The sequence below is a fragment of the Brevibacillus sp. AG genome (assembly GCF_028369215.1).
Classification (GTDB): domain Bacteria; phylum Bacillota; class Bacilli; order Brevibacillales; family Brevibacillaceae; genus Brevibacillus; species Brevibacillus porteri.
On record NZ_JAQMYO010000006.1, the window covers coordinates 195,601 to 220,447 of the forward strand.

Here is a 24,847-nt window from a genome sequence, read left to right on the forward strand (position 1 = left end):
CAGTGTGAATGTTTCATTTGAAAGCCGTTCACCACATCGCATTGAATTGTAGTGATGTTGTGAAGGTAGCTCGTTTTTTTAAGGACATTTTGGAAGTCCCTATCCCGGAAGAGAATATGACGGAAGGAGCACCTGTCTACTTTCAAATTGGCACATACACACGGATCGGTCTTCATCCTCATGGCGGGGAAGCTGGGAAAGGCGGCGTAGGGCAGGTCGATCATCTCGCCTTCTCTGTGCAAAGCCGAGCTGAGCTGGACTATCTGGTCGATAAGCTGGAGGCAGAGAATATTTGCTATCGTGGCCCAATTACACAGCCTACTAGCTATAATTTGTATTTTGAGACACCCGATGGTCACCACCTTGAGGTGCGACTCGATAAAGACGAGTTTGATGAGTAGTGTTTCAGGAAGCATCTGCGTAAAGCGGATGCTTTTTTTATTTGCCATCTCACTACTGTGGTGCGGAAAAAGGGGTTGCGGTTGTGGATGTTTTTTTAGTTTTAGAAGGTTCCGATGAACAAACAAAGCTGGTGAGAAGAAAAAGCACAGGGCTCGTAGACCTTGACGAAGCCTCCCCAGTCGGAACTTAAAAAAGGGGACCACGCTTGTCGAACACTTCTTCCTTGAGAAACTTCCGCCCGTAGGGTGGCTTTGGCTCGACGGTCCCCTTTTTTAAGTGGAGACGGCCAGTGAATCCCCCTTGGCGTGTCAGAGTCAAGAGAACTGTGCTTTTTCTTCTCCTCCACTATGTTGACTCAAAGCCTTCTTTAAAGGTCTTTCTAAAATGTCGAGAAAAAGATGGCTCCCCTGACAACAGCCGACAGTGACTCTCATTCCTCGCCAAAGGATTCGACCTGACAGGCCACGAACCCAATTGGGAAGAGAGGGGTGGAATGCAGATGATCGGAATGGGCAGACTGCTTTTTGAACTGGGCGAGAGACTGCAAGGAAAAGCACACTTGCGATTCATAACAGCAGGATGGGAGCGCAGGATCGGAATTGTGGTCGATGATTCACCGTCACAGTGGCAATTGACGATAGCAAAAGGCGTTGCATCATGGGATGTGTGGACAGAAGAGCAGTCTGCCGATCTGATCATCAGGGGAGCGGAGAAACAAATGCACATGCTGTTTGGCGGCGATGAGCTCGTCTATGCGCTCGCCAAAGAAAAGGTGCAAATAGCAGGGCCATTGCGTGACCAATTGAAGCTCGATGCCATTTTGCGACTGACCTGTCGGTGAACTGTCTATTAGGGCAGTGTGATATAATAGGAAGAAACGGTTTTGGAGGAGGCGCTTTAATGTCTACTGTTAAGTCGTTGCAACAGACGGTTGCCGCACGTAAAGATGCTATTGCCGAAACATTCCGTCATCTGCATGAGAATCCGGAGATAAGCTGGAAGGAAGTAGAAACGACTCGTTATTTGGCCGAGCGCATGCGTGCCTTGGGACTGCGTGTTACGACTTTTGACGATTGTACAGGATTAGTGGCTGAATGGGGCGAAGGGAAGCCAGTTGTTGGCTTGCGCACAGATATCGATGCTCTCTGGCAAGAAGTGGGCGGTGAATGGCGCGCGAATCATTCCTGCGGTCATGACGCCCATATGACATTGATCGTGGAAACGGTAGAAGCATTGGTTGCCGCTGGATATCAACCGCCGGGAACGTTAAAAATTTTGTTCCAACCAGCAGAAGAAAAAGGAACGGGAGCATTGAAGCTGGTGGAGAAGGGTGTCGCCGATGACATCGATTATTTGTACGGTGTTCACTTAAGACCGATTCAGGAGATGGCAAATGGAACCGCGGGACCCGCTATTTACAATGGAGCAGCTATGTTCCTTTACGGAGAAATCACAGGAGTGGCTGCGCACGGAGCGAGACCGCATCTCGGGATCAATGCGATAGAAGTAGCGGGAGCCATTATTTCTGGACTCGGGCATATACATATCAATCCGATGGTGCCTGCTACCGTTAAAATGACCATGCTGCAAGCCGGGGGAGAGAGCTACAACATTATTCCGGACAAGGCGCGTTTTGCTCTCGATCTGCGAGCGCAGACGAATGAGGCGATGGAGACCCTCGAGAATCGCGTTCGTCAAATGATTAACGGAGTCGAGGAGTCTTTTCAGGCACGCATAGAGGTAGAGTCCGGTTCTCGCATGGTGGCGGCGGAGGTCGATGATCAAGCGAAGGCATTTATGGAGCAGGCGATCGTAGATGTGCTCGGTCAAGAGAATTTGCGAGCGGCTCCTGTCAGTCCGGGAGCGGAGGATTTCCACTACTATACGGTGGAGCGCCCTCATATCAAGGCGACGATGCTGGCTCTTGGATGTGATTTGGTGCCAGGGCTGCATCATCCGCTGATGCACTTTGACCGCTCTGCATTGGAAAAAGGTGTGGCGATTTTGTGTCAGACAGTCGTAAAAACGTTTGAAAATACGTAAATCTTTATGCCTTGTGAGAGCAACACTAAGGGAGTAAACTCTTGGTGTTGCTCTTTTTGTGGGGAAAATGTCTCTGTGTACTTCCCGTATAGTCGATAGACTGATTGGTTTGTGGACAAAATACTGCTGTTGGGGAATAATACGCATGAGGAGGGTTATTCACACATTCTCCATGAGAGATTATAAAATTATGTAGCTTATTTAGCTAAATGTGATATACTAATTACAAATCGAGCGACAATTAGAAAGTCACAATAAATGATACACATTTTGGGAAGGAGATCGTTCACACATGGAAACCAATACGGTTCAAAAGCTTACTGACATTCTTGGAGCTACAAAAGTGTATCATAACTTACCTGTAGCTAATCTTGTTGAGATGGCAGTGAAGCGTGGCGAAGGGATTTTGACCGATAAGGGGGCGCTCAATGCGCTAACAGGGAAGTTTACCGGCCGTTCGCCAAAGGACAAATTTGTGGTGGACGAAGCTTCCGTACACGATAAAATCAACTGGGGTCCGGTTAACCAACCAATCAGTACTGAAAAATTCCAAGCACTTCAACAAGACGTGCTCCAATACTTACAATCAAAAGATGAACTGTTTGTCTTCGATGGCTTTGCGGGTGCAGATACAACCTATCGCCTGCCAATCCGCGTAGTGAACGAATTCGCATGGCATAACCTGTTTGCACGTCAGCTGTTCATCCGTCCGTCCGAAGAAGAACTGGCTGCGCACGAATCAGAATTCACGGTTATTTATGCGCCTAATTTCAAGGCCAATCCTGCGGTACACGGAACAAACTCCGAGACCTTCATCGTGATGAGCTTTGAGCAAAAGACAGTATTGATCGGTGGCACTGAGTATGCTGGCGAAATGAAAAAGTCGATCTTCAGCGTCATGAACATGCTGCTTCCAGAGCGCAACGTACTCTCGATGCACTGCTCTGCGAACGTAGGTAAAGACGGTGACGTTGCCCTGTTCTTCGGTTTGTCCGGTACAGGAAAAACAACGCTGTCTGCTGACCCGGACCGCTTCTTGATCGGTGACGATGAGCACGGCTGGTCTGACAATGGCGTGTTCAATATCGAAGGCGGATGCTATGCAAAATGCGTCAAGCTGTCTGAAGAAGGCGAACCGCAAATCTGGAAAGCAATCCAGTTCGGTACCGTACTTGAAAATGTAGACGTAAACGAAGCGACTCGTGTAGCAGACTACGATAGCACCAAATATACAGAGAATACACGCGCTGCATACCCAGTGGAAGCAATTCCGGGTGCTGTGATTCCAGGCGTGGGCGGGCAACCAAATGTCATCGTCTTTTTGACAGCCGATTCGTTCGGTGTATTGCCTCCAATCTCCAAGCTGAATAAAGAGCAAGCCATGTATCACTTCCTGTCTGGCTACACCAGCAAAATGGCAGGTACAGAGCGTGGTGTAACTGCTCCGCAAACAGAGTTTTCTACTTGCTTCGGTTCTCCATTCTTGCCACTGCATCCTGTAGTATATGCAGAAATGCTCGGTAAGAAGATTGACGATCGCAAGGTTCAAGTATACCTGGTGAACACTGGTTGGACTGGTGGCCCGGTAGGTGTTGGGCAACGTATGAAGCTGTCCTACACGCGTGCGATGGTAACAGCAGCAGTGAACGGTGAGCTGGAAAAAGTAGACTATGTAGCTGACGAGATTTTCGGGGTACAAGTACCGACTTCTTGCCCGAACGTTCCTGCTGAAGTTCTGCAACCACGCAATACATGGGCAAACAAGGAAGAATACGACAAGCAAGCGGCTGATCTGGCTGCACGCTTCATTGAGAACTTCGAGAAAAAATTCCCGAATGCAGCAGATATTGCGAATGCGGGTCCTAAAGTAAAGTAATCGAACAAGAAAGAAACGGGTAGACAATAAGGTCTATCCGTTTTTTCTTCGTGAAAACAGAAAAAACCGTCAGTGACCGACGGTTTTTAGCTCATCCGTTACTTGCTGCCATCGAATACTTTCGAGGTATTGATTGGGACAACTTTTCCATTTGACTGACGGAAAAGAGTCAGGTAAGCTTCCCAAGGGAGCCCTTCAATAGTGTGATAGCGATACATAACGAGAAACTCCTGATCACTCATTCCTGTCAGATTGACATAACCTTTGGAAACGACCTCTTTCTCTGGTCCGCAATAGTACAAGCTGCCTTTTACATCGGAAGGGTCACAAGGAAGCGGCAAGGTGTCTTTTGCCTGCTGGACAATTGCTTCTGGAATGCTACTGCCAGCGCCTGAAAAACGGACAGCAGGGGTTTTATTGTCCCATTCCTGCTTTATGCCGAGTGCATTGGCAACAGTCGCTACAGGTGCATAAACGTTTCCATTATATATGAATGGTTCTGCTTTCGTTTTGACGACCTGGTCATTGACTATCAATTTAATGTTGGAGAAACGAGCAGGTATTTTCTCTGTGCCCGTTTTTGCGAAGACTGTGGTGCCACCTACAAGTAGTAAGACAATAGCGAGTCCAATAGCGAGTTTCTTGTTACTCTTTTTCAAAATGCTCCATCCCTTTCTAGGTATCCAGTGGTGTTTTTTGAAAAAATTACCTAGAATTTAGACGGAAACGTATGTCCAAAAGTTACATAGGGAAAAATGCTGCGGAAGCAACAATATTTAGGAAGGATTCATGAGCAAAAACGGACTTTCTAAATATAATGATATAAAAAATACAGATATGTTTCATTCCTTGATTTATAATTATTCTTATTATAAGATAGTTATTGAGAATGGATTGAGAATTTACCAACTCACTTTTGACGTGTATGGAGGGAATTCAGATGACAGCAGTACCGCATTTGCAAATAAAAAACCTTCGCGCCAAGATCGAGGACAAAGAGATCCTCAAAGGCCTGAATTTGGAGATCAAGGGCGGCGAAGTGCACGCGATCATGGGACCAAATGGTACCGGTAAATCGACATTGGCATCCACATTGATGGGTCACCCAAAATATGAGGTAACCGATGGCGAAGTGCTGATCAATGACGAAGACTTGTTGGAAATGGCAGTAGACGAGCGCGCACGTGCAGGTCTGTTCCTGGCGATGCAATACCCGTCCGAAATCAGCGGTGTAACTAACTCTGACTTCCTGCGCTCTGCGATCAACGCACGCCGTGGCGAAGGAAACGAAATCTCCCTGATGAAATTCATCCGTGAGATGGACAAAAAGATGAACACGCTGGAAATGGATGAGTCTTTCTCCCACCGTTACCTGAACGAAGGTTTCTCCGGTGGTGAGAAAAAGCGTAACGAGATTCTGCAAATGATGCTATTGGAGCCAGCTATCTGTATTCTGGATGAAATCGACTCCGGTTTGGACATCGACGCATTGAAAATCGTTGCAGCTGGTGTAAACGAAATGCGCTCCGCAGACCGCGGATTCTTGATTATTACGCACTACCAGCGTTTGCTGAACTATGTAAAGCCTGACTTCGTACACGTCATGATGCAAGGTCGTATCGTGAAGTCCGGTGGTCCTGAGCTTGCTGAACGCCTGGAGGCAGAAGGCTATGACTGGATCAAGGAAGAGCTCGGCATCGAGGACGAAACCGTAAACGCCAACGTGTAGGATGAAGGAGGCAGCAGTGAAATGAGTGTGGATGTACAGCTACGCTTCGATTCCGAGGCGATCACCCAGTACTCCAAAGCTAATCAGGAGCCTGCCTGGTTCCTGGAAAAGCGCCTCGCTGGACTGAAGGCGGCGGGAGAGCTGGCGCTCCCTGCCTTGGAGAAAACGAAGATTGATAAATGGAATACCGTTGATTTCGATCCGTTCCAAACCACTGCAAAGGTGGCAGCGGCGAATGAACTCAGCGATTTGGTAAAAGCACAAATCGATGTCGACAGCGTGAAAAACCTGTTGGTACAAAAAAATGCTTCTACCGTTTTTCAAGCAGTATCCGATGAGCTGAAGGCACAAGGCGTGATTTTCACGACGTTTGCTGATGCACTGCAAACACATGGCGATCTCGTGCAAAAATATTTGCTGAACGTAATCGCACTTGATGAGCACAAGCTGACTGCTCTGCATACGGCAGTTATGAATGGTGGCGTATTCCTCTACGTTCCGAAAAACGTGGAAGTAGATGTTCCACTGCAAGCTGTGTATGAAATCGCAGGCGACAACGCTCTGTTGGCTCCACATGTTTTGATCGTGGCAGAAGCGAACAGCAAAGTAACCTACGTGGATACATATGTATCTGGCGAAGGCAAAAGCATGGTTGCGAACAGCCTTGTTGAAGTATATGTAGGCGCGGGCGCATCTGTGCAAGTAGCTTCTGTACGTTCTCTGTCTGTAGACGTTCACGACTACAGCTTCCGTCGTGCAACCGTTGAGCGCGATGGAAAAATGGAATGGATTTTGGGTGAGATGAACGATGGCAATACCGTTGCCAACAATACCACCATCCTCAAGGGAACTGCTTCGATCGCAGAGACCAAATCCATTTCTGTAGGTACTGGTTCCCAACGCCAAAACCTCACTTCCCAAGTTCAGCATATCGGCACGCACACCGAGTCTGACATGGTGAGCAAGGCTGTTATGACGGATGAAGCAGTGAGTATCCTGAACGGTATCACGAAAATCGAAAAAGGCGCTGAAAAGGCAAACGGCGTACAGGCGGAAAACATCCTGATGCTGAGCGATAAATCTCGCGGTGATGCCAACCCGATCCTGTTGATCGACGAGGATGACGTTAAAGCGGGTCACGCAGCTTCGGTAGGACGTTTTAGTGAAGAGTCTATCTTCTACTTGATGTCCCGTGGTATTTCCCGTCAAGGCGCAGAACGTCTGATCATTCTCGGCTTCCTGGAGCCAGTTGTCGCTGAGATTCCAGTAGAAGAAGTGAAAAACAGACTCCGTCAGGCGCTTGAAAGGAAGTTAGGCTAATGAACGCCAAGGAGCTTCGGAAATATTTTCCCATCCTTGACCAGGAAGTAAACGGACATCCGCTCGTTTACTTGGACAATGGTGCAACCTCTCAAAAACCGATTCAGGTTATTGAGGCGATGGCTAAATACTACAGGGAGTATAACTCCAATGTGCACCGTGGCGTGCACACCTTGGGCAACATAGCGACAGATGGGTACGAGGGCGCGCGTGAAAAAGTTCGCGCCTTCATCAACGCCCGTGAAGCCGCAGAAATCGTCTTTACGCGTGGTACGACATCTGCTTGTAATACGGTAGCGTATGGCTATGCTCGCATGTTCCTTAAGCCGGGAGATGAAATCGTGACCACATTGGTGGAGCATCACGCCAATTTCATTCCTTGGCAGCAGGCAGCCAAGGCGACCGGAGCGACTTTTAAGTTCATTCCGCTGGCAGAGGACGGCACCGTTACTCTGGAAGCGGTTAAGGAAACGATTACGGACAATACCAAACTCGTTGCCATTCACCATGTTTCCAACGTATTGGGGGATACTACCCCAATCAAGGAAATTGCCCAAATCGCCCATCAGCATGGTGCACTTCTCTTTGTGGACGGAGCGCAGGGTGCTCCACACAAGAAAATCGACGTTCAGGATTTGGATTGCGATTTTTATACGTTTTCCGCGCACAAGATGGCTGGTCCGACAGGCGTAGGTGTCCTGTATGGCAAGCGTGAGGTGCTGGAGCGTGTGGAGCCGATGGAGTTCGGCGGAGAAATGATCGACTATGTGGATATGTACGACTCCACGTGGAAGGAGCTTCCTTGGAAATTTGAAGGAGGTACACCGATCATCGCAGGAGCTATCGGATTGGGAGCAGCGATTGACTTTTTAGAAGAGATCGGAATGGACAATATCGAGCGTCATGAAAAACATCTCGTGAAATACGCGATGGAACAAATGCGCGAGATTGAAGGACTGAAGATTTACGGCCCACAGCAGGATCGCAGCTGCTTAATTACATTCAACCTGGATACGGTACATCCGCATGATTTGGCGACGGTGCTCGACAGCTACGGAATCGCAGTTCGTGCCGGTCATCACTGCGCACAACCGCTGATGCGTTGGCTGAATGTGACGGCTACCGCTCGGGCAAGCTTCTATCTGTACAATACAGAAGAAGAAGTAGATGTGCTGATCGCGGGCTTGAAGAAGACGAAGGAGTATTTCGGCAATGTCTTCTCTTGATGATTTATACCGCCGCGTCATTATGGATCACTACCAGAAACCGCGCAACCGCGGGAAGCTGGAAGAATCCGAAGGTCTCATTGTAAATTTGAATAACCCGACCTGTGGCGACAGCATCTCGCTCTCCTTGAAAGTGGAGGATGGCAAGGTGGTAGATGCCAAGTTCCTCGGAGAAGGCTGCTCGATCAGCATGTCATCTGCATCAATGATGACGGATGCGATCAAAGGCAAACCAGTTGCTGAAGCACTGGAGCTGTCACAGAAATTCTCCGATATGATGCAAGGTAAAGATATCGATGACTCGATTGATCTTGGCGATATTGAAGCTTTGTCTGGTGTAGCCAAGTTCCCAGCACGAATCAAGTGCGCGACATTGGCTTGGAAAGCATTGGAGCAAGGCGTCAAACAGGCAGAGCAGGAATAGTGATGGGTAAGGGATATGAACACGAAGGAGTGAGCAACGATGGCTGTTAAAGGCCCAGAAATACAGGAGTATCAGTACGGTTTCCACGATAAAGACGTTTCCGTATTCCGTACGAAAAAGGGTTTGACCCGCGAGATCGTCGAAGAAATTTCGAAGATCAAGGATGAGCCAGCTTGGATGCTGGAATTCCGTTTGAAATCGCTGGACATCTTCAACAGCATGCCGATGCCAAAATGGGGCGGCGACCTGGATGACCTCGATTTTGACAGCATCACCTACTACGTAAAGCCTTCTGAAAAGCAAGGCCGTAGCTGGGATGAGGTACCAGAAGAAATCAAGGCAACCTTCGATAAGCTGGGTATTCCAGAAGCAGAGCAAAAATTCCTCGCTGGTGTATCTGCTCAGTACGAATCTGAGGTTGTTTACCACAACATGCAGGAAGACCTGGAAAAACTGGGTGTTCTCTTCTGCGACATGGATTCCGCAGTAAAACTGCACCCAGAAATCGTGAAGGAATACTTCGCGACAGTGATTCCTCCAGCAGACAACAAGTTTTCTGCACTGAACTCGGCAGTATGGTCAGGTGGCTCCTTCATTTACGTTCCAAAAGGCGTAAAAGTGGAAACTCCGCTGCAAGCATACTTCCGCATCAACTCCGAGAACATGGGTCAATTCGAGCGTACGCTGATCATCGCGGATGAAGATTCCTTCGTTCACTATGTAGAGGGCTGTACAGCTCCAATCTACAGCACGGATTCCTTGCACTCTGCTGTTGTAGAAATCATCGTAAAAGAACGCGCTCGTTGCCGTTATACCACGATCCAAAACTGGTCCAACAACGTATACAACCTCGTTACCAAACGTGCGGTTGCTTACGCGGATGCGAACATGGAATGGATCGATGGTAACATCGGTTCCAAGCTGACGATGAAATACCCAGCAGTTATCATGAAAGGACCTCGCGCAAAAGGTACTGTTCTTTCCATCGCAGTAGCAGGAAAAGGACAACACCAAGACGCAGGTGCGAAAATGATTCACTTGGCGCCAGATTGCACATCGACGATCATTTCCAAGTCGATCTCACGTGATGGCGGAAAAGTAACCTACCGTGGTCTGTCCCAGTTTGGACGCAAATCGGAAGGCTCCAAGTCCAACATCAAGTGCGATACGCTGATTCTGGATAAACTGTCCACGTCCGACACGATCCCGTACAACGAGATCATGAACGACAGCATCACGCTTGAGCACGAAGCGACAGTATCCAAAGTATCCGAGGATCAACTCTTCTACCTGATGAGCCGCGGTTTGTCAGAAGCAGAAGCTACTGAAATGATCGTAATGGGCTTCATCGAGCCATTCACGAAAGAGTTGCCGATGGAATACGCGGTAGAGATGAACCGTCTCATTAAGTTCGAGATGGAAGGCTCTATTGGATAATCGTTTTTTAACGGGTAAATACGTGTCTGATTCGTTCAGACACGTATTTTTTATTTGCCCCTGCTTTATTAGGGGAAACGCATAAGCCCTCTGGAGGTAATTCGCCGGAGGGCTGTTTTTACGAGGACGAACTAAATTTCCATAATAAGATCATAAATACCGACATCGGAATGACCCAAAGTAAAGGAATGGCGTTGAGTGCGTAACTCGTTTTGAATTTCAACTTGTGATAGTAGTACCAACTGCCCATCGCTGAGGCAAGTAGTACAAGCGGATACGATAGGATCGTATAGAACACCTCCGGCGCTCCAGTATCATATTCATCTTCAGGTAGAAGCACAATGGTAAAAATAACAGAAATTACCCAAGGCAATAAGAAAATGGCATATACGCTTTGACTAATAGAAAGGACGAGACAAGCTGTCTTGTTTTTCATAAGTGCCTGATTCCTCCTGAAAAGTGGAATTGCTATTAACAAGACGAGGGGGGAGGGAAAAAGGTAACAATATTCTAATTGTATGGGCTTTTTTGCGCGTGTTCAAACATGTACATTCGCTTCACACAATGATAAAATGTTCGTATATACAAGAAAATGCTGCCTAACATCATCGAAGTATGCCTACGTATCCAGGCATGCTTTTTTCGGGCGAGCACAACCATTTCACAAAGATGCAGTTGCTCTTCTATGAGCAGGCAGCCGTAGAGGTTTTCATACTTTTTGGAGCGGGGTTGCACATATGATAGTGGTAAAGCAATTAATGGATCATTGCCACCGCTTTTTTGGGAGTCAAGGTGAGCTGTATCAATCCGAGGATGCGGATATCCTGATTGCCGTCTATCCGGCTACACGCAATCGAGGTTGGTGGACGTATGCCACACTTGAGCTGCACAAGATGGGGGCAACGGAGTACCTCGTCTATTCTTATCAGTTTGAGCAGAGAATGATTACGCATTTGGCGAGAGTAGCGGCCCAGGTAATTCGTCAGTGGGAGAGTCAAACGACCCGCATGGAGTCTGGGAGCATCTTTTCGCTCGGGGATACAATCGTGGAAAAATCGGTTTTGAATCATATGGTACTGACCCCTGCCTATTATGAAGAGGCTGGACTTGAATATTATACAAACGGCAAGGACGTAATCAGGTTCATGATGCTTCATGCAATCGCGGATTCTGAAGCAAAGTTTTTGGAACAATATGGACTTATGGCATTACAGGAATGGTTAGCGCACTCCGGTGTCGATTCCCTGAATGTTACGCGTACGCCTGCCATCTGAGAAGGGAGCGAGCGAAATGTCAGCGATTCGCTTGAGAGTCACCGTAGTAGTGGAACACGAAGGGAAAGTCCTCCTCATCCGTGAGCAGACACAACGAGGCATCTTTTACAACCTGCCAGGGGGAATCGTAGAATATTTAGAAGCGATTCCAGATGCGGCGAAAAGAGAAGTGATGGAAGAGACCGGACTCCTCGTGGAAATGGAGCGATTGATCTGGATAGACGATCGGATCGATCAGGAAGGGAACGGCAAGCATACAGTCGGAGTGGGAGTTCTGGCGAAGCTCATTGGTGAAGAGACGAACCCTACGCCAGGTGGTATCGTCGATGAAGAAATCGAATGGGCTGGCTGGGTCACGCTAGACGAGTGGAAGCAACTGCCGAACGACCACAAGACACGCCCGGATCAAGTCAAGCAAGTCTTGTCTGATCCCACTTATCAACCGATGTACCTGGGAAATATGTTTAGCCGAGCAGAATAAAAATGAAAGACACCGCCCTTTTCTTAGTGAAGAGGAGCGGTGTTTTTTACTTACGCTTTTTGCTGAATGGAAGCCTTTCTTCCTTTTGCGACAGCCAACACGACAATGACAGCCGAAAGAACAGCGCCAAGTGTCAATGGCTCGGACAGGAGGAGCCAGGCTGCGATGATTGATAAAAAGGGTTGAAGGTATTGAATTTGACTGACCTTGGAGACGCCGCCGATTGCCAGTCCGTGATACCAGGCGAAAAAACCGAGAAACATACTGATTACGCTAATATAGCCAAAACCGATCCAGACAGGCCAAGTGGCTTGTTTTAAGTCAGCGAGCAGAGGACCGGAGAGCGGAACGACGAGAAAAGGAAAGGCAAAGATCAACGACCAACTGATGACCTGCCAACCGCCCATTGTCTTGGAGAGCTCACCGCCAACCGCGTATCCGATCGCCGCACTGATGACCGCCCCGAGCAAGGCGAGATCCGCCCATTGGAGGGCACCAAAGCCAGAACTGATCGCGTAGACGAGAATCGTTACACAGGCGATCGCACTAGAAATCCAATACTTTCGGGTAGGGCGTTCTCCTGAAAAAAATATAGCTGCGCCTGCCGTAGCCAATGGCAATAGTGCAATGATGACTGCGCCGTGCGTAGCAGGCACTCTCTCCATCGCCCATGACGAGAAAAACGGGAAGCCCGCTACTACGCCAGCAGATACAAGCAACAGTTTCTTGGTCTCTTGCCAGGTAGGAAACGGTACTCGTTTGATGCTGAGTACCAAAGCCGCTAGTACTGCTGCGATCAACGCTCGTCCCAACCCTGCCGAGAGGGGAAGAGAGCACGGTAACAACCACCTTCGTTACAGGCAAGGTCAAGCTGAAGCTAAGCACCCCGATGAAGCCATACAGCAAGCCCGTTTTCTCTGTATGCAGCTGCTCAGGAGTGGTTGACTGCTCTTTTTGTACGTCCTGCTTCTCGATCGGAAGCTGTCCGCTCATCCGAATCCCATCCTTTGTCGAAGTAAAGTTTCTGTTGTTCCATCTTAGAGGCGACCAAGCATAAACGGTAGAGCCAATTGGCAGCAGGAGCAGTAAGCCAATTTGTCGAAAGTGAAGAAAACAGCAAGTATGGGGGACGGATAGGGATGGAATGGAAGCCGGACAAAGACGCGGGAGTTCCGATCTATATGCAAATCGCCAAAGAGCTGGAACGACAGATTGTATTGGGAGTGCTGCCCCCTGGTACATCTCTGCCGCCAGAAAGAGTGTTGGCACGGCGCTTTGGCGTCAATCGTGGGACTGTATCGGCAGCGTATGAAGAATTGCGAGCCAAAGGTATATTACAATCGTGGCAAGGGAGCGGTACTTGGGTCAGTCGTGATCTATGGGGCGTCAAACAGATGCCAAACTGGTATACCTACACAAATGGTGGGGCATTCTTGCCAGCCTATCCACTCGCGAAACGAATACAGGATGCATGCTTCGATTCCTCGATCATCAATCTGGCAAAGGCAGAATTGGCGACGACGATGATCCCGTCATTGATCCCAACTACGGAGGGGGAAGAAAACGAGATCAAGCTTGAGCTGGGCTACGCGCATCCAAAGGGGGAGCCACGTCTGCGTGAGGCACTAGCTGTGCATTTGCACGAAAACTACGGCATTCACGCTTCTCCCGACGAAATTTTGGTGACGTCAGGAGCGCAGCAAGCACTGCATCTCAATTACACTATGTCTCTTGAATCCCGGAGACGCAATCGCAATGGAGGGACCCTCTTATTCGTATTCTCTTCCCTTATTCAGTTCAGCTGGCCTGCGTTTATTTCGCTTGCCGATGGATGAGGACGGTATTGTACCCGAGGCTGTCTACGACTTGCAGCGAGAACATCGCATTCGCATGGTTTTCGCGAACCCGACCTATCATAATCCAACCGGGACGATATTAAGCGAGGCACGGCGAGCCCAGTTGCTCGATGTTTGTCAGGAGCTGCGCTTGCCACTTGTGGAGGATGACGCTTACGGCGCACTGACACTGGCTGGAAGCCCTAGACCTCCCAAGCCGATCAAAGCCATCGACAAGACAGGTGCTGTTCTGTATGTCGGGAGCCTTTCGAAAACGATTGCGCCAGGCTTACGGATTGGGTGGCTGGTAGGACCAAGATCTGTCGTAGAAAGACTAGCCGATGCCAAGCAACAAATGGACTTTGGCACGAGCAGCGTCTCCCAGCAATTCGCCCGGCAATTCGTTGAGCGAGAGATCTGGAACAACCAGGAGGAGCGAATGTCTCGTTACTTGTTGGAACAGCAACAAGCGATAATACGTGCTATGCACAATCATCTCACCGATTACGCCGTATGGAATGAGCCGGGCGGCAGCTATCATATTTGGTGTCGGTTGCTTGCTCCCAGGGACGAAAAGGAATTGCTAGATGATGCGATTAGGGAAGGTGTCGTATTTACACCTGGTAGCGTCTATGGAGCGGAAGCGGGCTGGCTGCGACTGACCTATTCGTGGGAATGCCCGGAAAATATCGAGGAAGGAATTCGCCGTATCCAAAGAGTCCTTCAGCAGAAAAAGCGATAAGAAAAGGGATTATTTCCTTATTTATGAAACTAATTCCCATCTCACTCGTATGCACTATAGAGGCAATTTTAGAAAGGGGGGACAGTCGTGGGCGTACTTGAAACCGTCTACATGGTCTGCCTTGTACTTGGTCTAATCTACACGGTCATCTCGCTGTTATTTGGCGATACGCTCTCGGATTGGCTGGGACATCTGCATCTGCCTTTTGCACAGCCCATTTTGTTGGTCAGTGGCATGACTGCCTTTGGTGGAGCGGGGTATTTGCTATCTCGATACACTTCTATTGGTACGCTTGTCGTGTTGATGCTGGCTGCTGTCATTGGCATCGCTTTGGCTTTTGTCTCATACTTCCTGTGGGTAAAGCCGATGAGCCATGCGGAAAATTCCACGAGCTATTCCATGAGTCAACTAGGAGGAAAGCTGGGGGAAGTCGGGACAACGATCCCAGCAGAAGGACTGGGAGAAGTGCTGCTGCCGATGATTAGTGGAACTACTTACCATATGGCGGCGAGTCTTGAGGGCGAGATTATCCCGCAAGGAACCCGTGTCGTCGTGGTCGAGGTGCGTGACCATGTCTTGTATGTGATCCCCTTTTACACTGAATCTGGCGAAGGAGATGAGAAGTGATGGTAGATCCTGGTGTTTTGACGATAGTAGGTGTTGTCGTCGCAGTCTTTCTCGTTTTGGGAATTGCCTTTTGGGCCCGTTACAAAACAGTGGGTGCAGATGAAGCCATGATCGTGACGGGTAGCTATCTCGGCTCGAAAAATGTACTAAGTGACGAATCCGGCCGCAAAATGAAGATCGTCCGCGGAGGCGGCGCATTCATCCTCCCTATTTTTCAACAAGCAAACTTTCTGAGTCTTCTGTCTCATAAGCTGGATGTATCGACGCCAGAGGTGTACACCGAGCAGGGCGTTCCTGTCATGGCAGATGGCGTAGCGATCATCAAGGTAGGCGGCTCGATTGAAGATATCGCCACCGCATCCGAGCAATTTATGGGCAAGAGTGACGAGGCACTGCGCGGAGAGGCACAGGAGGTACTCGAAGGCTATTTGCGGGCAATCCTTGGCAGTATGACGGTAGAGGAAATTTACAAGAACCGTGAGCGATTCGCGCAAGAGGTGCAATCGGTAGCGACAAAGGATTTGAAGAAAATGGGGCTGTCCGTTGTCAGCTTCACGATCAAGGATGTCCGGGACAAAAACGGCTATTTAGCTGCCCTTGGAATACCGCAAATCGCTGCAGTGAAGCGAGATGCGACTATTTCGCAGGCTGATGCGGACAAAGAAGCGCGGATCAAGCAGGCACAGGCAGAGGAAGAGGCACGCAAGGCAGAGCTGTTGAAGGAAACGAACATTGCCGAAGCAGAAAAGGAAAAAGAGCTGAAGGTAGCGGCGTTTAAGCAAGAGCAGGACAAAGCGAAGGCGAGCGCGGACCAAGCCTACAAGCTGCAAGAAGCTGTCGCCAAACAGCAGGTTACAGAAGAAGAGATGAAGGTCGATCTCGTCCGCAAGCAGAAGGAAATCGAGCTGGAGGAAAAAGAAATTCTTCGCCGCGAAAAGCAATATGATGCGGAAGTGAAGAAAAAGGCCGACGCCGACCGCTACTCTGTGGAACAGGCGGCAGAAGCGGAAAAAGCGAAGAAGCTGAGAGAAGCAGACGCGATCAAGTACCGCATTGAAGCGGAAGCAAAAGCAAATGCGGAGCAGAAGCGTCTGGAAGGTTTGGCGATTGCCGAGGCTGAAAAAGCGCGTGGTAGCGCTGAGGCAGAAGTCACGCGCCTCAAGCTCGAAGCCGAGGCAGAAGGGAAAGAGAAGCTGGCTGAAGCATTTGAAAAATTCGGTCATGCGGCTGTACTCGATATTATTGCGAAAATGCTCCCTGAGCTGGCTGAGAAAATTGCCGAGCCAATAAAGGCGATCGACAAGGTAACGATCGTGGATGCAGGAGGCGGTCAGGGAGATGGCGTCAATCGTCTGAGCGGGAATGTTACGAAGCTGATGGCCCAACTGCCAGAGATGCTGAAAGACGTATCTGGTTTGGATATGAATAAGATGATCGCAGACTTTATGCAAAAGGGTGGTACCGTACCCACACAGCAACAGCCTGTACCCGTAAAAGTTCAGGTAGAGACGGATTCTGTTTTGGAGAACGAAAACAAATAATCAAACTGATCAGAGGAGAAGTGCCCCTTTATAGCGAGGGGCACTTTTTCGTGGGAAGAAAATCAAGGATAGTCTACCTGCTTGGCACGTCCATATCCTCTCAACAATTCGCTGACCGTTACGAATGTATACCCTCTATTTTTCAGTTCAGGCAATATTTGCTCGAGGGCTTGTACGGTCTGTCTGCGATTGCCTCCGTAATCGTGAAATAGCACGATGTCTCCATTCCGTGCGTTGTTCAAAACCTTGTTGACGATTTTTTTTACACCGGGATCGCTCCAATCACGTGTGTCTTGATGCCACGACCACATGATCAGGAGAAAACCGGCTTGCTTGGCTGTATCGACGACTTTCTCGTCATAATATCCTCCCGGAGGACGAAAGAGGGTGGGACGAACCCCTGTTGCCGAATAAATCGTCTCCTGCGTTTTTTGCACCTCTTCTAATAGTCGATTCGCTGACAGCTTTCGAATATCTGGATGACTGTAAGTGTGATTGGCAATCTCATGTTGATCATTCACGAGAGATTTGACGATTTCCGGGTACTGGCTCACACGATTTCCTACGACAAAAAAGGTAGATTTCGCTTGATACTGCTTCAACAGCGCTGCAATCTGCGGAGTGTATACCTGGTCAGGACCATCGTCAAAGGTAAGGGCAATCACCTTGCTCTCTGTCGGCACTTCCCAAACGATATCTCCTCTTGTTTCGTAATACTCGCGATTTTTTTCCCGGATTGCATTGGCTGTCTCGCTGAAGGAAGGAGCAAGAATGACAGCTAGCAAAAGTGGGAAAAAGAGGATATGCCTTTTCATTCGTTCACCTCTTTATCAGAGACTTTCCTGCTAGGTAGCTGTACACGATGATGTACTCCCCGTTACTATGCGACAAATCTTGATGATTATTCCTGATTGTCCTTATGGAAAAGACACTTGTTCTTTTTGTGCGGATAAATTAAGCTAGTAAAAGCATAAGACGTGAGAGTTAGATGGAGGAATCGATCATGAAGGTAGCAAAATTTGGGGGAACATCACTGGCGAATGCCGAGCAAATAAAAAAAGTATGCCAAATTGCATTGACGGATCGGGACAGACAATTCATTGTTGTATCGGCGCCTGGGAAACGGCATAAGGAAGACACGAAGGTTACTGATTTGTTAATTGCATATGCTGAGCGATTTTTGGCTGGAGAGCCTACAGAGGAAGCGAAACAAGCAATATTCTTGCGCTATCAGGAGATTGTGGCAGGTCTCGGGCTTTCTGCCGAGATTGGTGAAGCGATTGAAGTGGAGCTCGGGGAGGTTCTGGCAAACAAGGCGGGCTTGTCCAAGGAAAGATTCATGGATGCGGTCAAAGCTGCGGGAGAGGATACATGCGCCAAAATTGTCGCTCTTTACTTGCAGAGCTTGGGCGAGGTCGCGACCTACATCAATCCAAAGGATGCAGGAATGCTGGTTACGGATGAAGCAAGCAATGCTCATATCCTCCCTGAAGCGTATGCCAAGTTGGCGACATTGCGAGAGCGGGAGGGTATTGTCATTTTCCCTGGCTTCTTCGGCTATTCACGTTCCGGAGATCTGGTTACTTTTTCGCGCGGCGGCTCGGATATTACGGGATCGATTTTGGCTGCGGCGGTTCAGGCAGAGGTCTACGAGAATTTTACCGATGTCGATTCTGTGTATGTGGTCAATCCGAACCTGATTGCCGATCCGAAAAAGGTGACAGAGATTACGTACCGAGAGATGAGGGAGCTGTCTTATTCCGGTTTTAGTGTGTTCCACGAGGAAGCGTTGATTCCTGCGTATCAAGCAGATATACCCGTATGCATCAAGAATACGAATAATCCGTCTGCGCCTGGTACGATGATTGTGGCCGAGCGAGGATCTGCTACAAACAGGGTGTCGGGTATTGCAAGTGATAGCGGCTTTTGCAGCATTTACGTCAGCAAGTATTTGATGAACCGTGAAATTGGCTTTGGCCGCAAGCTGTTGCAAATTCTGGAGGAGGAAGAGCTTTCGTACGAGCATACTCCATCTGGAATTGATAACATTTCCGTCATTCTGCGAGAGCGCGATCTCACGGAAGAGAAGGAACAGCGGATTGTAGAACGCATCCGCCGAGAGCTGTTCGCTGATGATGTCGCTGTTCAGCATAGTCTTGCACTCGTCATGATTGTCGGGGAGGGCATGCGTCAATCTGTGGGGACAACAGCGAGAGCCACAGCTGCGTTGGCTGCTGCGAAAATCAATCTGGAAATGATCAATCAGGGGTCATCAGAAGTAAGCATGATGTTTGGGGTAAAAGCCGAAGAGGCAGATCGTGCTGTGATTGCTTTGTATCAAGAGTTTTTTGGAGCCGAGGAACCATTGGTTTCCTCATCGTCACAATCCACTTCTGTCAAGATGTAGTCGCGTGCTGCAAATGAGCCGCAACTTCCATCCTGTACCCATTGATAGACACGCCATTCTGGCTGTTCGGTTGCGAGTCCCACAATCCAATAGCTGAGCGTGGGATAATGCCAGCCAGCTATGTCGCGTGCAGAAGGGATTGGCGGCGTATGGGGATGTGTATGCAAGACCCCCAACCATTGAAGATTGTGCTTGCGGATGTGCTGCAAGGCTTGAAGAAATGTTTTCCCATCCCAAGCGAACACGTGCTTGTCGGGTGAGACGGGCATCGGTACACAGGCCGTAATCGTTGCTCCACGACCTGCGAGCAAAGCAGAATACTCATAAGGAAACGCCTCTTGTGCTTCGGCCAGGAGGCGTTTCGCTACTTTTTTCGTCAGGAATATTTTGTTATCCTTAATCGCAAAGGGTTCACCCAACCAAGCGGGATTTTTCATTCGGCTTCCGTCCTTCTTCTCTATTCGACCATGATTTGGAGGTTAGCATTCGATGACTACGATACAAGTGGGAGTTTGCGGCTGGGGCGATCAGCACGAATTGTACGTACAAGGTGTACGCAATCGAGACAAGCTGTCGGTATATGCCAGCCACTTTCCAATTGTAGAGGTGGATAGTTCTTTTTACGCTATTTTACCACAGCGAAATTACGAATCGTGGGTGAAGGATACACCTGAACGATTTGGCTTTATCGTCAAGCCTCATCAAGGGATGACGGGGCATCAACGGGGGGACGCTTCGGGAAGCAGACGGGAATTGTTTCGTCAGTTCGAAGAGAGCATTCAGCCGGTCGTGGAGGCTGGCAAGCTCAAAGCGTTACTGTTTCAGTTTCCGCCGTGGTTTGATTGTACCCGAGAGCATGTCCAGTATGTGACCGCTTGTCGCCAAGCCATGCAGGCGTATCCGTTTGCGGTTGAGTTTCGCCATCAAAGCTGGTTTGAATCACGGTATTCGGAGCGAACACTGGATTTCTTGCACAACATCGAAGCGACACATGTTGTATGTGATGAGCCACAAGTGGGAAAAGGCTCGGTCCCGATTGTTCCTGCCGTGACGAAGCCAACCTTGGCGTTGGTTCGCTTTCATGGGCGCAACAAAGCGGGCTGGCGAGATCCCGGAGAGGGACAAAATTGGCGGGATGTCCGTTATTTATATCGATACAGTGAGACAGAGCTTGCAGAATGGGTTGAACACATCAGACTGCTCGAACGGCAAGCGGATGAAGTCTGCATTTTGTTCAACAATAACTCTGGAGGAGATGCAGCAGCGAATGCGAAGCAGTTTTCGGAGATGCTTGGCCTTGCACCTACTGGTCTGAATCCTCGTCAGATGGACCTGTTCTCCACGTAGCAAGAAAGAAGGGGAGTTCATGCTTGTAGTAATTGCCATCTTATTTGTCATCATCGGAGTCTTGGCTGGCGTCATTGGCAGTATCGCGGGTCTGGGTGGTGGGATTTTTTTCGTGCCTGCTCTGTTGTATTTTGCGAACTGGTACATGCCTGGATCGATGAACCCGCAAGTAGCAGCGGCGACTTCGTTGATTGTGATTGCGGTAACCGCCCTTTCTTCTTCCCTTTCTTATCTCAAGCAAAATAAAGTAGATAAGCAGAGTGCCTTGCTCTTTTTTATCGGGAGTGCGCCGGGTGCTATTGTGGGCGTGTATCTTAATACATTACTAGCAGTGGGGGGCTTTTCGCTGCTGTTTGGCTTGTTTCAGCTCTCCATGTTCGTCGTATTGATGGTCAAAGACAAAATCAAACCACGCAGCATGGAGTGGGAAGTCCAACGCCACTTCATCGACAACGAAGGAAATGAATATGTGTACGGGTATAGCAAATGGTCCGTGATTACGATTGCCTTCTTTGTCGGGATTACCTCGTCGCTATTTGGCGTGGGTGGCGGCATCCTGATGGTTCCAGCCATGATCATTTTGTTTCGCTTTCCGCCACACATTGCTACCGCTACATCCATGCTGGTCATCTTTTTATCCGCGGTGGTTGGATCCATCACGAATATCTTCCACGACAACGTACACTGGCTGTATGCAGCGATGCTCGCGCCAGGAGCATGGGCGGGCGGAAAGCTCGGAGCGATTGTTGCCAGTAAAATGAAGGGGCGCACCATCGTGCTATTTTTGCGTGTTCTGATATTGGGAATTGCCATACAAATGATCGGAGAAGCGATTTTTGGATAATGAGACGAGAGGGAGGGGAAAGTCGTGGCTGACACCTGTACCTTACACATTTTGCATACGAATGACTTGCACAGCCATTTTGATACGATGCCGCGAATTGCAACCTGCCTGAGGAAGCACCGAGAAGAGTGGGAGGCCAGGGGAGAGCATGTGCTGACGGTCGATATTGGAGACCATATGGATCGAATGGATATCCGATCGGAAGCGAGCTTTGGGAAAAGTAACGTCGAGATCATGAACAGAAGCGGGATTCAATACGCGACGATTGGAAACAACGAAGGCATCACACTCCCAAAAGACAAGCTGAATGAACTGTACACAGATGCGCGTTTTGCGATCATTACAGGCAATCTGTTTGAACCGCCAACAAATTCTGTCCCGTCTTGGGCTGTACCATACGCCATTCATACCGTAGGCGAGCTGCGGTTGGCTATTTTGGGAATGACGATACCCTTTGGCCCTTCCTATCAAAGTATGGGATGGGAGATCAAGGAACCGATCCCGATTTTGCGTGAGCAGATTGCGGCACTGCGCTTGTCTGTGGATGTTGTCATTTTGCTATCGCATCTTGGCTATCAGACAGATTGTCTGCTGGCAAAGGAAATCGATGGGCTCGATATCATTTTGGGCGGACACTCTCACCGGACGCTGCCTCATGGAGAACGTATAGGCGGTACCTTAATCACACAAGCGGGGCGATTTGGCGAGTATGTCGGTCATGTAGAGCTCGTCTGGGACGGGATTCATAATGGCATCAAAGACGTGCGCGCAGAGCTTTTTCACACAGAACAGTACCAGTCAGACGAATCATTGAGCCAGTTCATTGAGAGTGAAAAAGTATGGGCAGAGAATCGTTTGTTTCAGCCGATTGTTCAATTGGAGCAAGACATGAACATGGGCTGGACGGAGGAGACCCCCTATGGTTCCTTCATCGCAGCGAGTATTCGTAAATGGACGGGTGCTGAGATTGGCATGGCAAATGGAGGGCTGTTACTTGCTGATTTGCCGCGGGGTAGCTTGTCCTTTGCCGATTTGCTGCACAGTATGCCTCACCCGATCAATGCCTGTGCGGTCACGATTACAGGCGAGCAGCTCACCACTGTTCTGGAGCAAGCGATTCAACCGGAAATGGTTCATCGGGAGCTGCGAGGGTACGGTTTTCGCGGCAAAATAGAAGGCTGGATGTGTGTGGACGGATTGCACATCCGATACAGTGAGGATGACCAACCGCAAATTATCCAGATTGAAGTCAACGGGCAACCGCTTGATCGCGAGCGTCTGTATCGAGTCGGGACGATCGACATGTTTATGTACAATCGCATGTTTCCCGATTTGCTGCTCGGCAGTGAGGTTACATTTTTCTTGCCCGAGATGCTGCGTGAAGTGCTCGCCACCACGATAAAGGATCAACAGATGCTGCAAAATGCGTTTCGTCCACGTTGGGAAAAGATATCGTCAACGTCAAAAAACCAATCGTAGAGACCGGTTTTTCGGGAATGCTATCGAAAAACGGGAGGAGACGAGTGATGCGCTTCATAGATGAAGTATACGAGCTGTACAGAGGACATTTTAATGGCGATGAAGAGGACATTACAGCAGTTGTCGTCGGCATTCTCGCGGAGCAGTCTCGGGATGATTTGCTGGATTTGGTCGAGGAAATGGACGAGGAAGAGCTGTTTCATATGCTCGCGACGTATATGATTGAAGTCATGAAACGAAAAGTCGCGATGGAGGATGAGCACTTTCCGACAAGCGTCATGCATTAACGTAAGATCAAGTTCGTGATCAAAAGATAACTTTTTGAACTACCTCTTAGAGACCTCACCTTTCTCTTCTGAATGTCATAGGATGGTAACGCCAACAGACAGGAGAGAAAAAGGAGGAATCTTGATGGTCGAGGTAGTGCCAATCCACTTTCCAGAGGGGACGGCTATTGCTGTCACCGTTCGATTGCCCAAGACGACGCTATTGGCTGTAACGACCGATCATGGCTACATTATGTGTGGAGCACTGGATGTGGGGCTCTTGAACGAGCGGTTAGCAGCGAGGGAAATTCTTGCCGGTCGTGCGGTAGGGGTCAAGACCATACAGGAATTGCTGGATGCGCCGCTGGAGTCTGTGACGACGACGGCGGAGCAGAAGGGGATTACGGCTGGTATGACTGGTCGGGATGCTGTTGTGAAAATGCTGTAAACAAAGAATGGTTTGCCCATAAGAAAAAACCTTTGTCCCATGACAAAGGTTTTTTAGTTTTTTCTGGCCTTGTTTACCAACGGGCTGATTGTTCTTCACAGATTCCGATCTTGCTTTGCACCGCAATGGTTTTTCCATCATCTGTTGAGATCGTCCCGTCGTAACGGCCGATTACTTGATGCAAAGTGGTTCGCACCAACGCAAAATTTTTGTGCTCGGTTCGAGCAAAGAGCGGCGTAAAGGTGAGGCGTACCGCAGAAGATTCTTCACTCGCAAGCGTCCAAGGGAGCATCCGATTGTCAGGATCGTAGGAAAAACGAATCTGTTCGCTCAGCTTGTAGAGGACACCATCAATCATCAAGCCATTTTCCGTCATACCCGTTCCGTCCGTCCAGCCTCTGCCAAAGTTAAAGCCTGCGACACCCTTCGCGTGACGGAAAGAGCAGGTCGTCCAGTTCCAACGAGTGTGGTATGGCCAAACGCCACGTCCAAAATCCAGACTGGCAAAGGTATTCTGCCGATCGAGCAAATAGGTTTTCTCGTTATAGGCAATAGTGCCGTGCACAGGCCGGGCCGTTTGCTTCGAAGTGAACTGAAAGCGCTCCGCACTCCACGGTATCACGACATTTAAGGATTCGGATGGCGGATCAATCACGATGTCGAGCGAGAGAGTTTTATCGCCGGGACATATGGCAGTCGCTTCTACGCTCGTTCCGCTGGCTCCTGGCTGAAAGGAGACAGAGAGCTTGCGACTCACAAAATGACAAGGCTCATCTACGGTGGCACCCAGTCGAATCCCTGCACCAAAAGGAACCGTTACGGCACTGTCCGCGGTCTCCCCTGTCGTTAGATCAATAAAATGGACAAAGACAATGCCAGCGTAATCCAGATTGACCATCGCAATCGACATCGCACATTCAGGCGCGGTGATAAACCAAAAATTCCATTTTTTCCGACGAAGCCAATGCCCGCTAAACTGGCAGTCATGCAACGGATAACGGGACCAACCAATCGCTTCGGGAAGCAAGCGGCCATCCTGATCACATAATGAAAGAGGCTGCGTTAATTCTTTTTCGATAAGCGACATACGATCATCTCC

General features: G+C 49.1%; 27 protein-coding genes. 21 read left to right on the plus strand and 6 right to left on the minus strand.

What is annotated here, in order from left to right; all coding sequences use genetic code 11:
• Positions 1 to 8: 8 nt before the first annotated feature.
• The 4 genes from POF51_RS17220 (at position 9) to pckA (ending at position 4,321) form a co-directional block, all read left to right on the plus strand.
• Complete coding sequence (locus POF51_RS17220) at positions 9 to 401, plus strand: VOC family protein (RefSeq protein ID WP_007726371.1); 393 nt, start codon at positions 9 to 11, stop codon at positions 399 to 401.
• Positions 402 to 895: 494 nt separating this feature from the next.
• Positions 896 to 1,243 carry an SCP2 sterol-binding domain-containing protein gene (locus tag POF51_RS17225; protein WP_244195727.1) on the plus strand — a complete coding sequence of 116 codons (348 nt, stop codon included), beginning with the start codon at positions 896 to 898 and terminating at the stop codon, positions 1,241 to 1,243.
• 59 nt (positions 1,244 to 1,302) lie between these two features.
• Positions 1,303 to 2,445, plus strand: a complete 1,143-nt coding sequence (locus tag POF51_RS17230; protein WP_069848817.1) for a M20 peptidase aminoacylase family protein — start codon at positions 1,303 to 1,305, stop codon at positions 2,443 to 2,445.
• A 292-nt stretch (positions 2,446 to 2,737) separates the two neighbouring features.
• On the plus strand, positions 2,738 to 4,321 hold the full coding sequence (pckA, locus tag POF51_RS17235) for a phosphoenolpyruvate carboxykinase (ATP) (RefSeq protein WP_069848814.1): 1,584 nt from the start codon (positions 2,738 to 2,740) through the stop codon (positions 4,319 to 4,321).
• A gap of 98 nt (positions 4,322 to 4,419) precedes the next feature.
• Here the strand turns inward: pckA and POF51_RS17240 are convergent, their stop codons facing one another.
• Positions 4,420 to 4,980: a stalk domain-containing protein gene (locus POF51_RS17240; protein WP_069848812.1), complete on the minus strand. Its 561-nt coding sequence runs from the start codon at positions 4,978 to 4,980 to the stop codon at positions 4,420 to 4,422.
• Positions 4,981 to 5,261: 281 nt separating this feature from the next.
• Here POF51_RS17240 and sufC point away from each other — a divergent pair, with 281 nt between their 5' ends.
• From sufC to sufB, 5 genes are read left to right on the plus strand one after another with little or no spacing between them, the layout of a single operon-like run.
• Positions 5,262 to 6,050 carry a Fe-S cluster assembly ATPase SufC gene (sufC, locus tag POF51_RS17245; protein WP_017251436.1) on the plus strand — a complete coding sequence of 263 codons (789 nt, stop codon included), beginning with the start codon at positions 5,262 to 5,264 and terminating at the stop codon, positions 6,048 to 6,050.
• A gap of 21 nt (positions 6,051 to 6,071) precedes the next feature.
• Positions 6,072 to 7,370: a Fe-S cluster assembly protein SufD gene (gene sufD, locus POF51_RS17250; protein WP_069848810.1), complete on the plus strand. Its 1,299-nt coding sequence runs from the start codon at positions 6,072 to 6,074 to the stop codon at positions 7,368 to 7,370.
• A complete protein-coding gene (locus tag POF51_RS17255; protein WP_017251434.1) occupies positions 7,370 to 8,596 on the plus strand; it encodes a cysteine desulfurase in 1,227 nt (408 codons plus the stop codon). The genes sufD and POF51_RS17255 overlap by 1 nt, the downstream gene beginning before the upstream one ends.
• A complete protein-coding gene (sufU, locus tag POF51_RS17260) occupies positions 8,583 to 9,020 on the plus strand; it encodes a Fe-S cluster assembly sulfur transfer protein SufU (protein WP_069848808.1) in 438 nt (145 codons plus the stop codon). The genes POF51_RS17255 and sufU overlap by 14 nt, the downstream gene beginning before the upstream one ends.
• A gap of 39 nt (positions 9,021 to 9,059) precedes the next feature.
• A complete protein-coding gene (gene sufB / locus POF51_RS17265) occupies positions 9,060 to 10,457 on the plus strand; it encodes a Fe-S cluster assembly protein SufB (protein ID WP_017251432.1) in 1,398 nt (465 codons plus the stop codon).
• A gap of 118 nt (positions 10,458 to 10,575) precedes the next feature.
• Here sufB and POF51_RS17270 read toward each other — a convergent pair whose 3' ends face one another.
• Positions 10,576 to 10,893: a hypothetical protein gene (locus POF51_RS17270; protein ID WP_069848805.1), complete on the minus strand. Its 318-nt coding sequence runs from the start codon at positions 10,891 to 10,893 to the stop codon at positions 10,576 to 10,578.
• A 301-nt stretch (positions 10,894 to 11,194) separates the two neighbouring features.
• Between POF51_RS17270 and POF51_RS17275 the strand changes: the two genes are divergently transcribed.
• Together POF51_RS17275 and POF51_RS17280 are read left to right on the plus strand one after the other, a co-directional pair.
• A complete protein-coding gene (locus POF51_RS17275) occupies positions 11,195 to 11,731 on the plus strand; it encodes a suppressor of fused domain protein (protein ID WP_069848803.1) in 537 nt (178 codons plus the stop codon).
• Between the two features lie 16 nt (positions 11,732 to 11,747).
• Positions 11,748 to 12,212 (plus strand): NUDIX domain-containing protein, encoded by a 465-nt coding sequence (locus POF51_RS17280; protein WP_026043313.1) that lies wholly within the window; start codon positions 11,748 to 11,750, stop codon positions 12,210 to 12,212.
• A gap of 50 nt (positions 12,213 to 12,262) precedes the next feature.
• Here the strand turns inward: POF51_RS17280 and POF51_RS17285 are convergent, their stop codons facing one another.
• Positions 12,263 to 13,012: a DMT family transporter gene (locus tag POF51_RS17285; RefSeq protein ID WP_244521777.1), complete on the minus strand. Its 750-nt coding sequence runs from the start codon at positions 13,010 to 13,012 to the stop codon at positions 12,263 to 12,265.
• A gap of 339 nt (positions 13,013 to 13,351) precedes the next feature.
• Here POF51_RS17285 and POF51_RS17290 point away from each other — a divergent pair, with 339 nt between their 5' ends.
• The 4 genes from POF51_RS17290 (at position 13,352) to POF51_RS17305 (ending at position 16,957) form a co-directional block, all read left to right on the plus strand.
• On the plus strand, positions 13,352 to 14,047 hold the full coding sequence (locus POF51_RS17290; RefSeq protein WP_244521776.1) for a GntR family transcriptional regulator: 696 nt from the start codon (positions 13,352 to 13,354) through the stop codon (positions 14,045 to 14,047).
• Positions 13,968 to 14,789, plus strand: coding sequence for an aminotransferase-like domain-containing protein (locus POF51_RS17295; RefSeq protein ID WP_244521775.1), 822 nt, complete (start codon positions 13,968 to 13,970; stop codon positions 14,787 to 14,789). Before POF51_RS17290 ends, POF51_RS17295 begins: the two co-directional genes overlap by 80 nt.
• 87 nt (positions 14,790 to 14,876) lie before the next feature.
• Entirely contained in the window at positions 14,877 to 15,416 is a 540-nt protein-coding gene (locus POF51_RS17300) for an NfeD family protein (protein WP_069848800.1), read from the plus strand.
• Positions 15,416 to 16,957, plus strand: coding sequence for a flotillin family protein (locus POF51_RS17305; RefSeq protein WP_017251413.1), 1,542 nt, complete (start codon positions 15,416 to 15,418; stop codon positions 16,955 to 16,957). Before POF51_RS17300 ends, POF51_RS17305 begins: the two co-directional genes overlap by 1 nt.
• Positions 16,958 to 17,019: 62 nt before the next feature.
• Here POF51_RS17305 and POF51_RS17310 read toward each other — a convergent pair whose 3' ends face one another.
• Complete coding sequence (locus POF51_RS17310; RefSeq protein ID WP_069848798.1) at positions 17,020 to 17,772, minus strand: polysaccharide deacetylase family protein; 753 nt, start codon at positions 17,770 to 17,772, stop codon at positions 17,020 to 17,022.
• A gap of 188 nt (positions 17,773 to 17,960) precedes the next feature.
• Between POF51_RS17310 and POF51_RS17315 the strand changes: the two genes are divergently transcribed.
• Complete coding sequence (locus tag POF51_RS17315; protein ID WP_069848796.1) at positions 17,961 to 19,364, plus strand: aspartate kinase; 1,404 nt, start codon at positions 17,961 to 17,963, stop codon at positions 19,362 to 19,364.
• Here the strand turns inward: POF51_RS17315 and POF51_RS17320 are convergent.
• Positions 19,295 to 19,801, minus strand: coding sequence for a M67 family metallopeptidase (locus POF51_RS17320; RefSeq protein WP_069848794.1), 507 nt, complete (start codon positions 19,799 to 19,801; stop codon positions 19,295 to 19,297). The genes POF51_RS17315 and POF51_RS17320 overlap by 70 nt on opposite strands.
• A 52-nt stretch (positions 19,802 to 19,853) precedes the next feature.
• Here POF51_RS17320 and POF51_RS17325 point away from each other — a divergent pair, with 52 nt between their 5' ends.
• From POF51_RS17325 to POF51_RS17345, 5 genes are all read left to right on the plus strand, one after another.
• The gene (locus tag POF51_RS17325) at positions 19,854 to 20,711 is read left to right on the plus strand and encodes a DUF72 domain-containing protein (protein WP_069848792.1); all 858 of its coding nucleotides are present in this window, start codon (positions 19,854 to 19,856) and stop codon (positions 20,709 to 20,711) included.
• Between the two features lie 19 nt (positions 20,712 to 20,730).
• Complete coding sequence (locus POF51_RS17330) at positions 20,731 to 21,555, plus strand: sulfite exporter TauE/SafE family protein (protein WP_017251408.1); 825 nt, start codon at positions 20,731 to 20,733, stop codon at positions 21,553 to 21,555.
• 24 nt (positions 21,556 to 21,579) lie between these two features.
• Positions 21,580 to 23,034, plus strand: a complete 1,455-nt coding sequence (locus tag POF51_RS17335) for a bifunctional metallophosphatase/5'-nucleotidase (RefSeq protein ID WP_271755782.1) — start codon at positions 21,580 to 21,582, stop codon at positions 23,032 to 23,034.
• A 47-nt stretch (positions 23,035 to 23,081) separates the two neighbouring features.
• Positions 23,082 to 23,321, plus strand: coding sequence for a DUF6154 family protein (locus POF51_RS17340; protein WP_007715645.1), 240 nt, complete (start codon positions 23,082 to 23,084; stop codon positions 23,319 to 23,321).
• A 124-nt stretch (positions 23,322 to 23,445) separates the two neighbouring features.
• A complete protein-coding gene (locus POF51_RS17345) occupies positions 23,446 to 23,748 on the plus strand; it encodes a YunC family protein (protein ID WP_017251406.1) in 303 nt (100 codons plus the stop codon).
• Between the two features lie 73 nt (positions 23,749 to 23,821).
• Here POF51_RS17345 and POF51_RS17350 read toward each other — a convergent pair whose 3' ends face one another.
• The gene (locus POF51_RS17350) at positions 23,822 to 24,835 is read right to left on the minus strand and encodes a DUF2804 domain-containing protein (RefSeq protein ID WP_069848787.1); all 1,014 of its coding nucleotides are present in this window, start codon (positions 24,833 to 24,835) and stop codon (positions 23,822 to 23,824) included.
• Positions 24,836 to 24,847 lie beyond the last annotated feature (12 nt).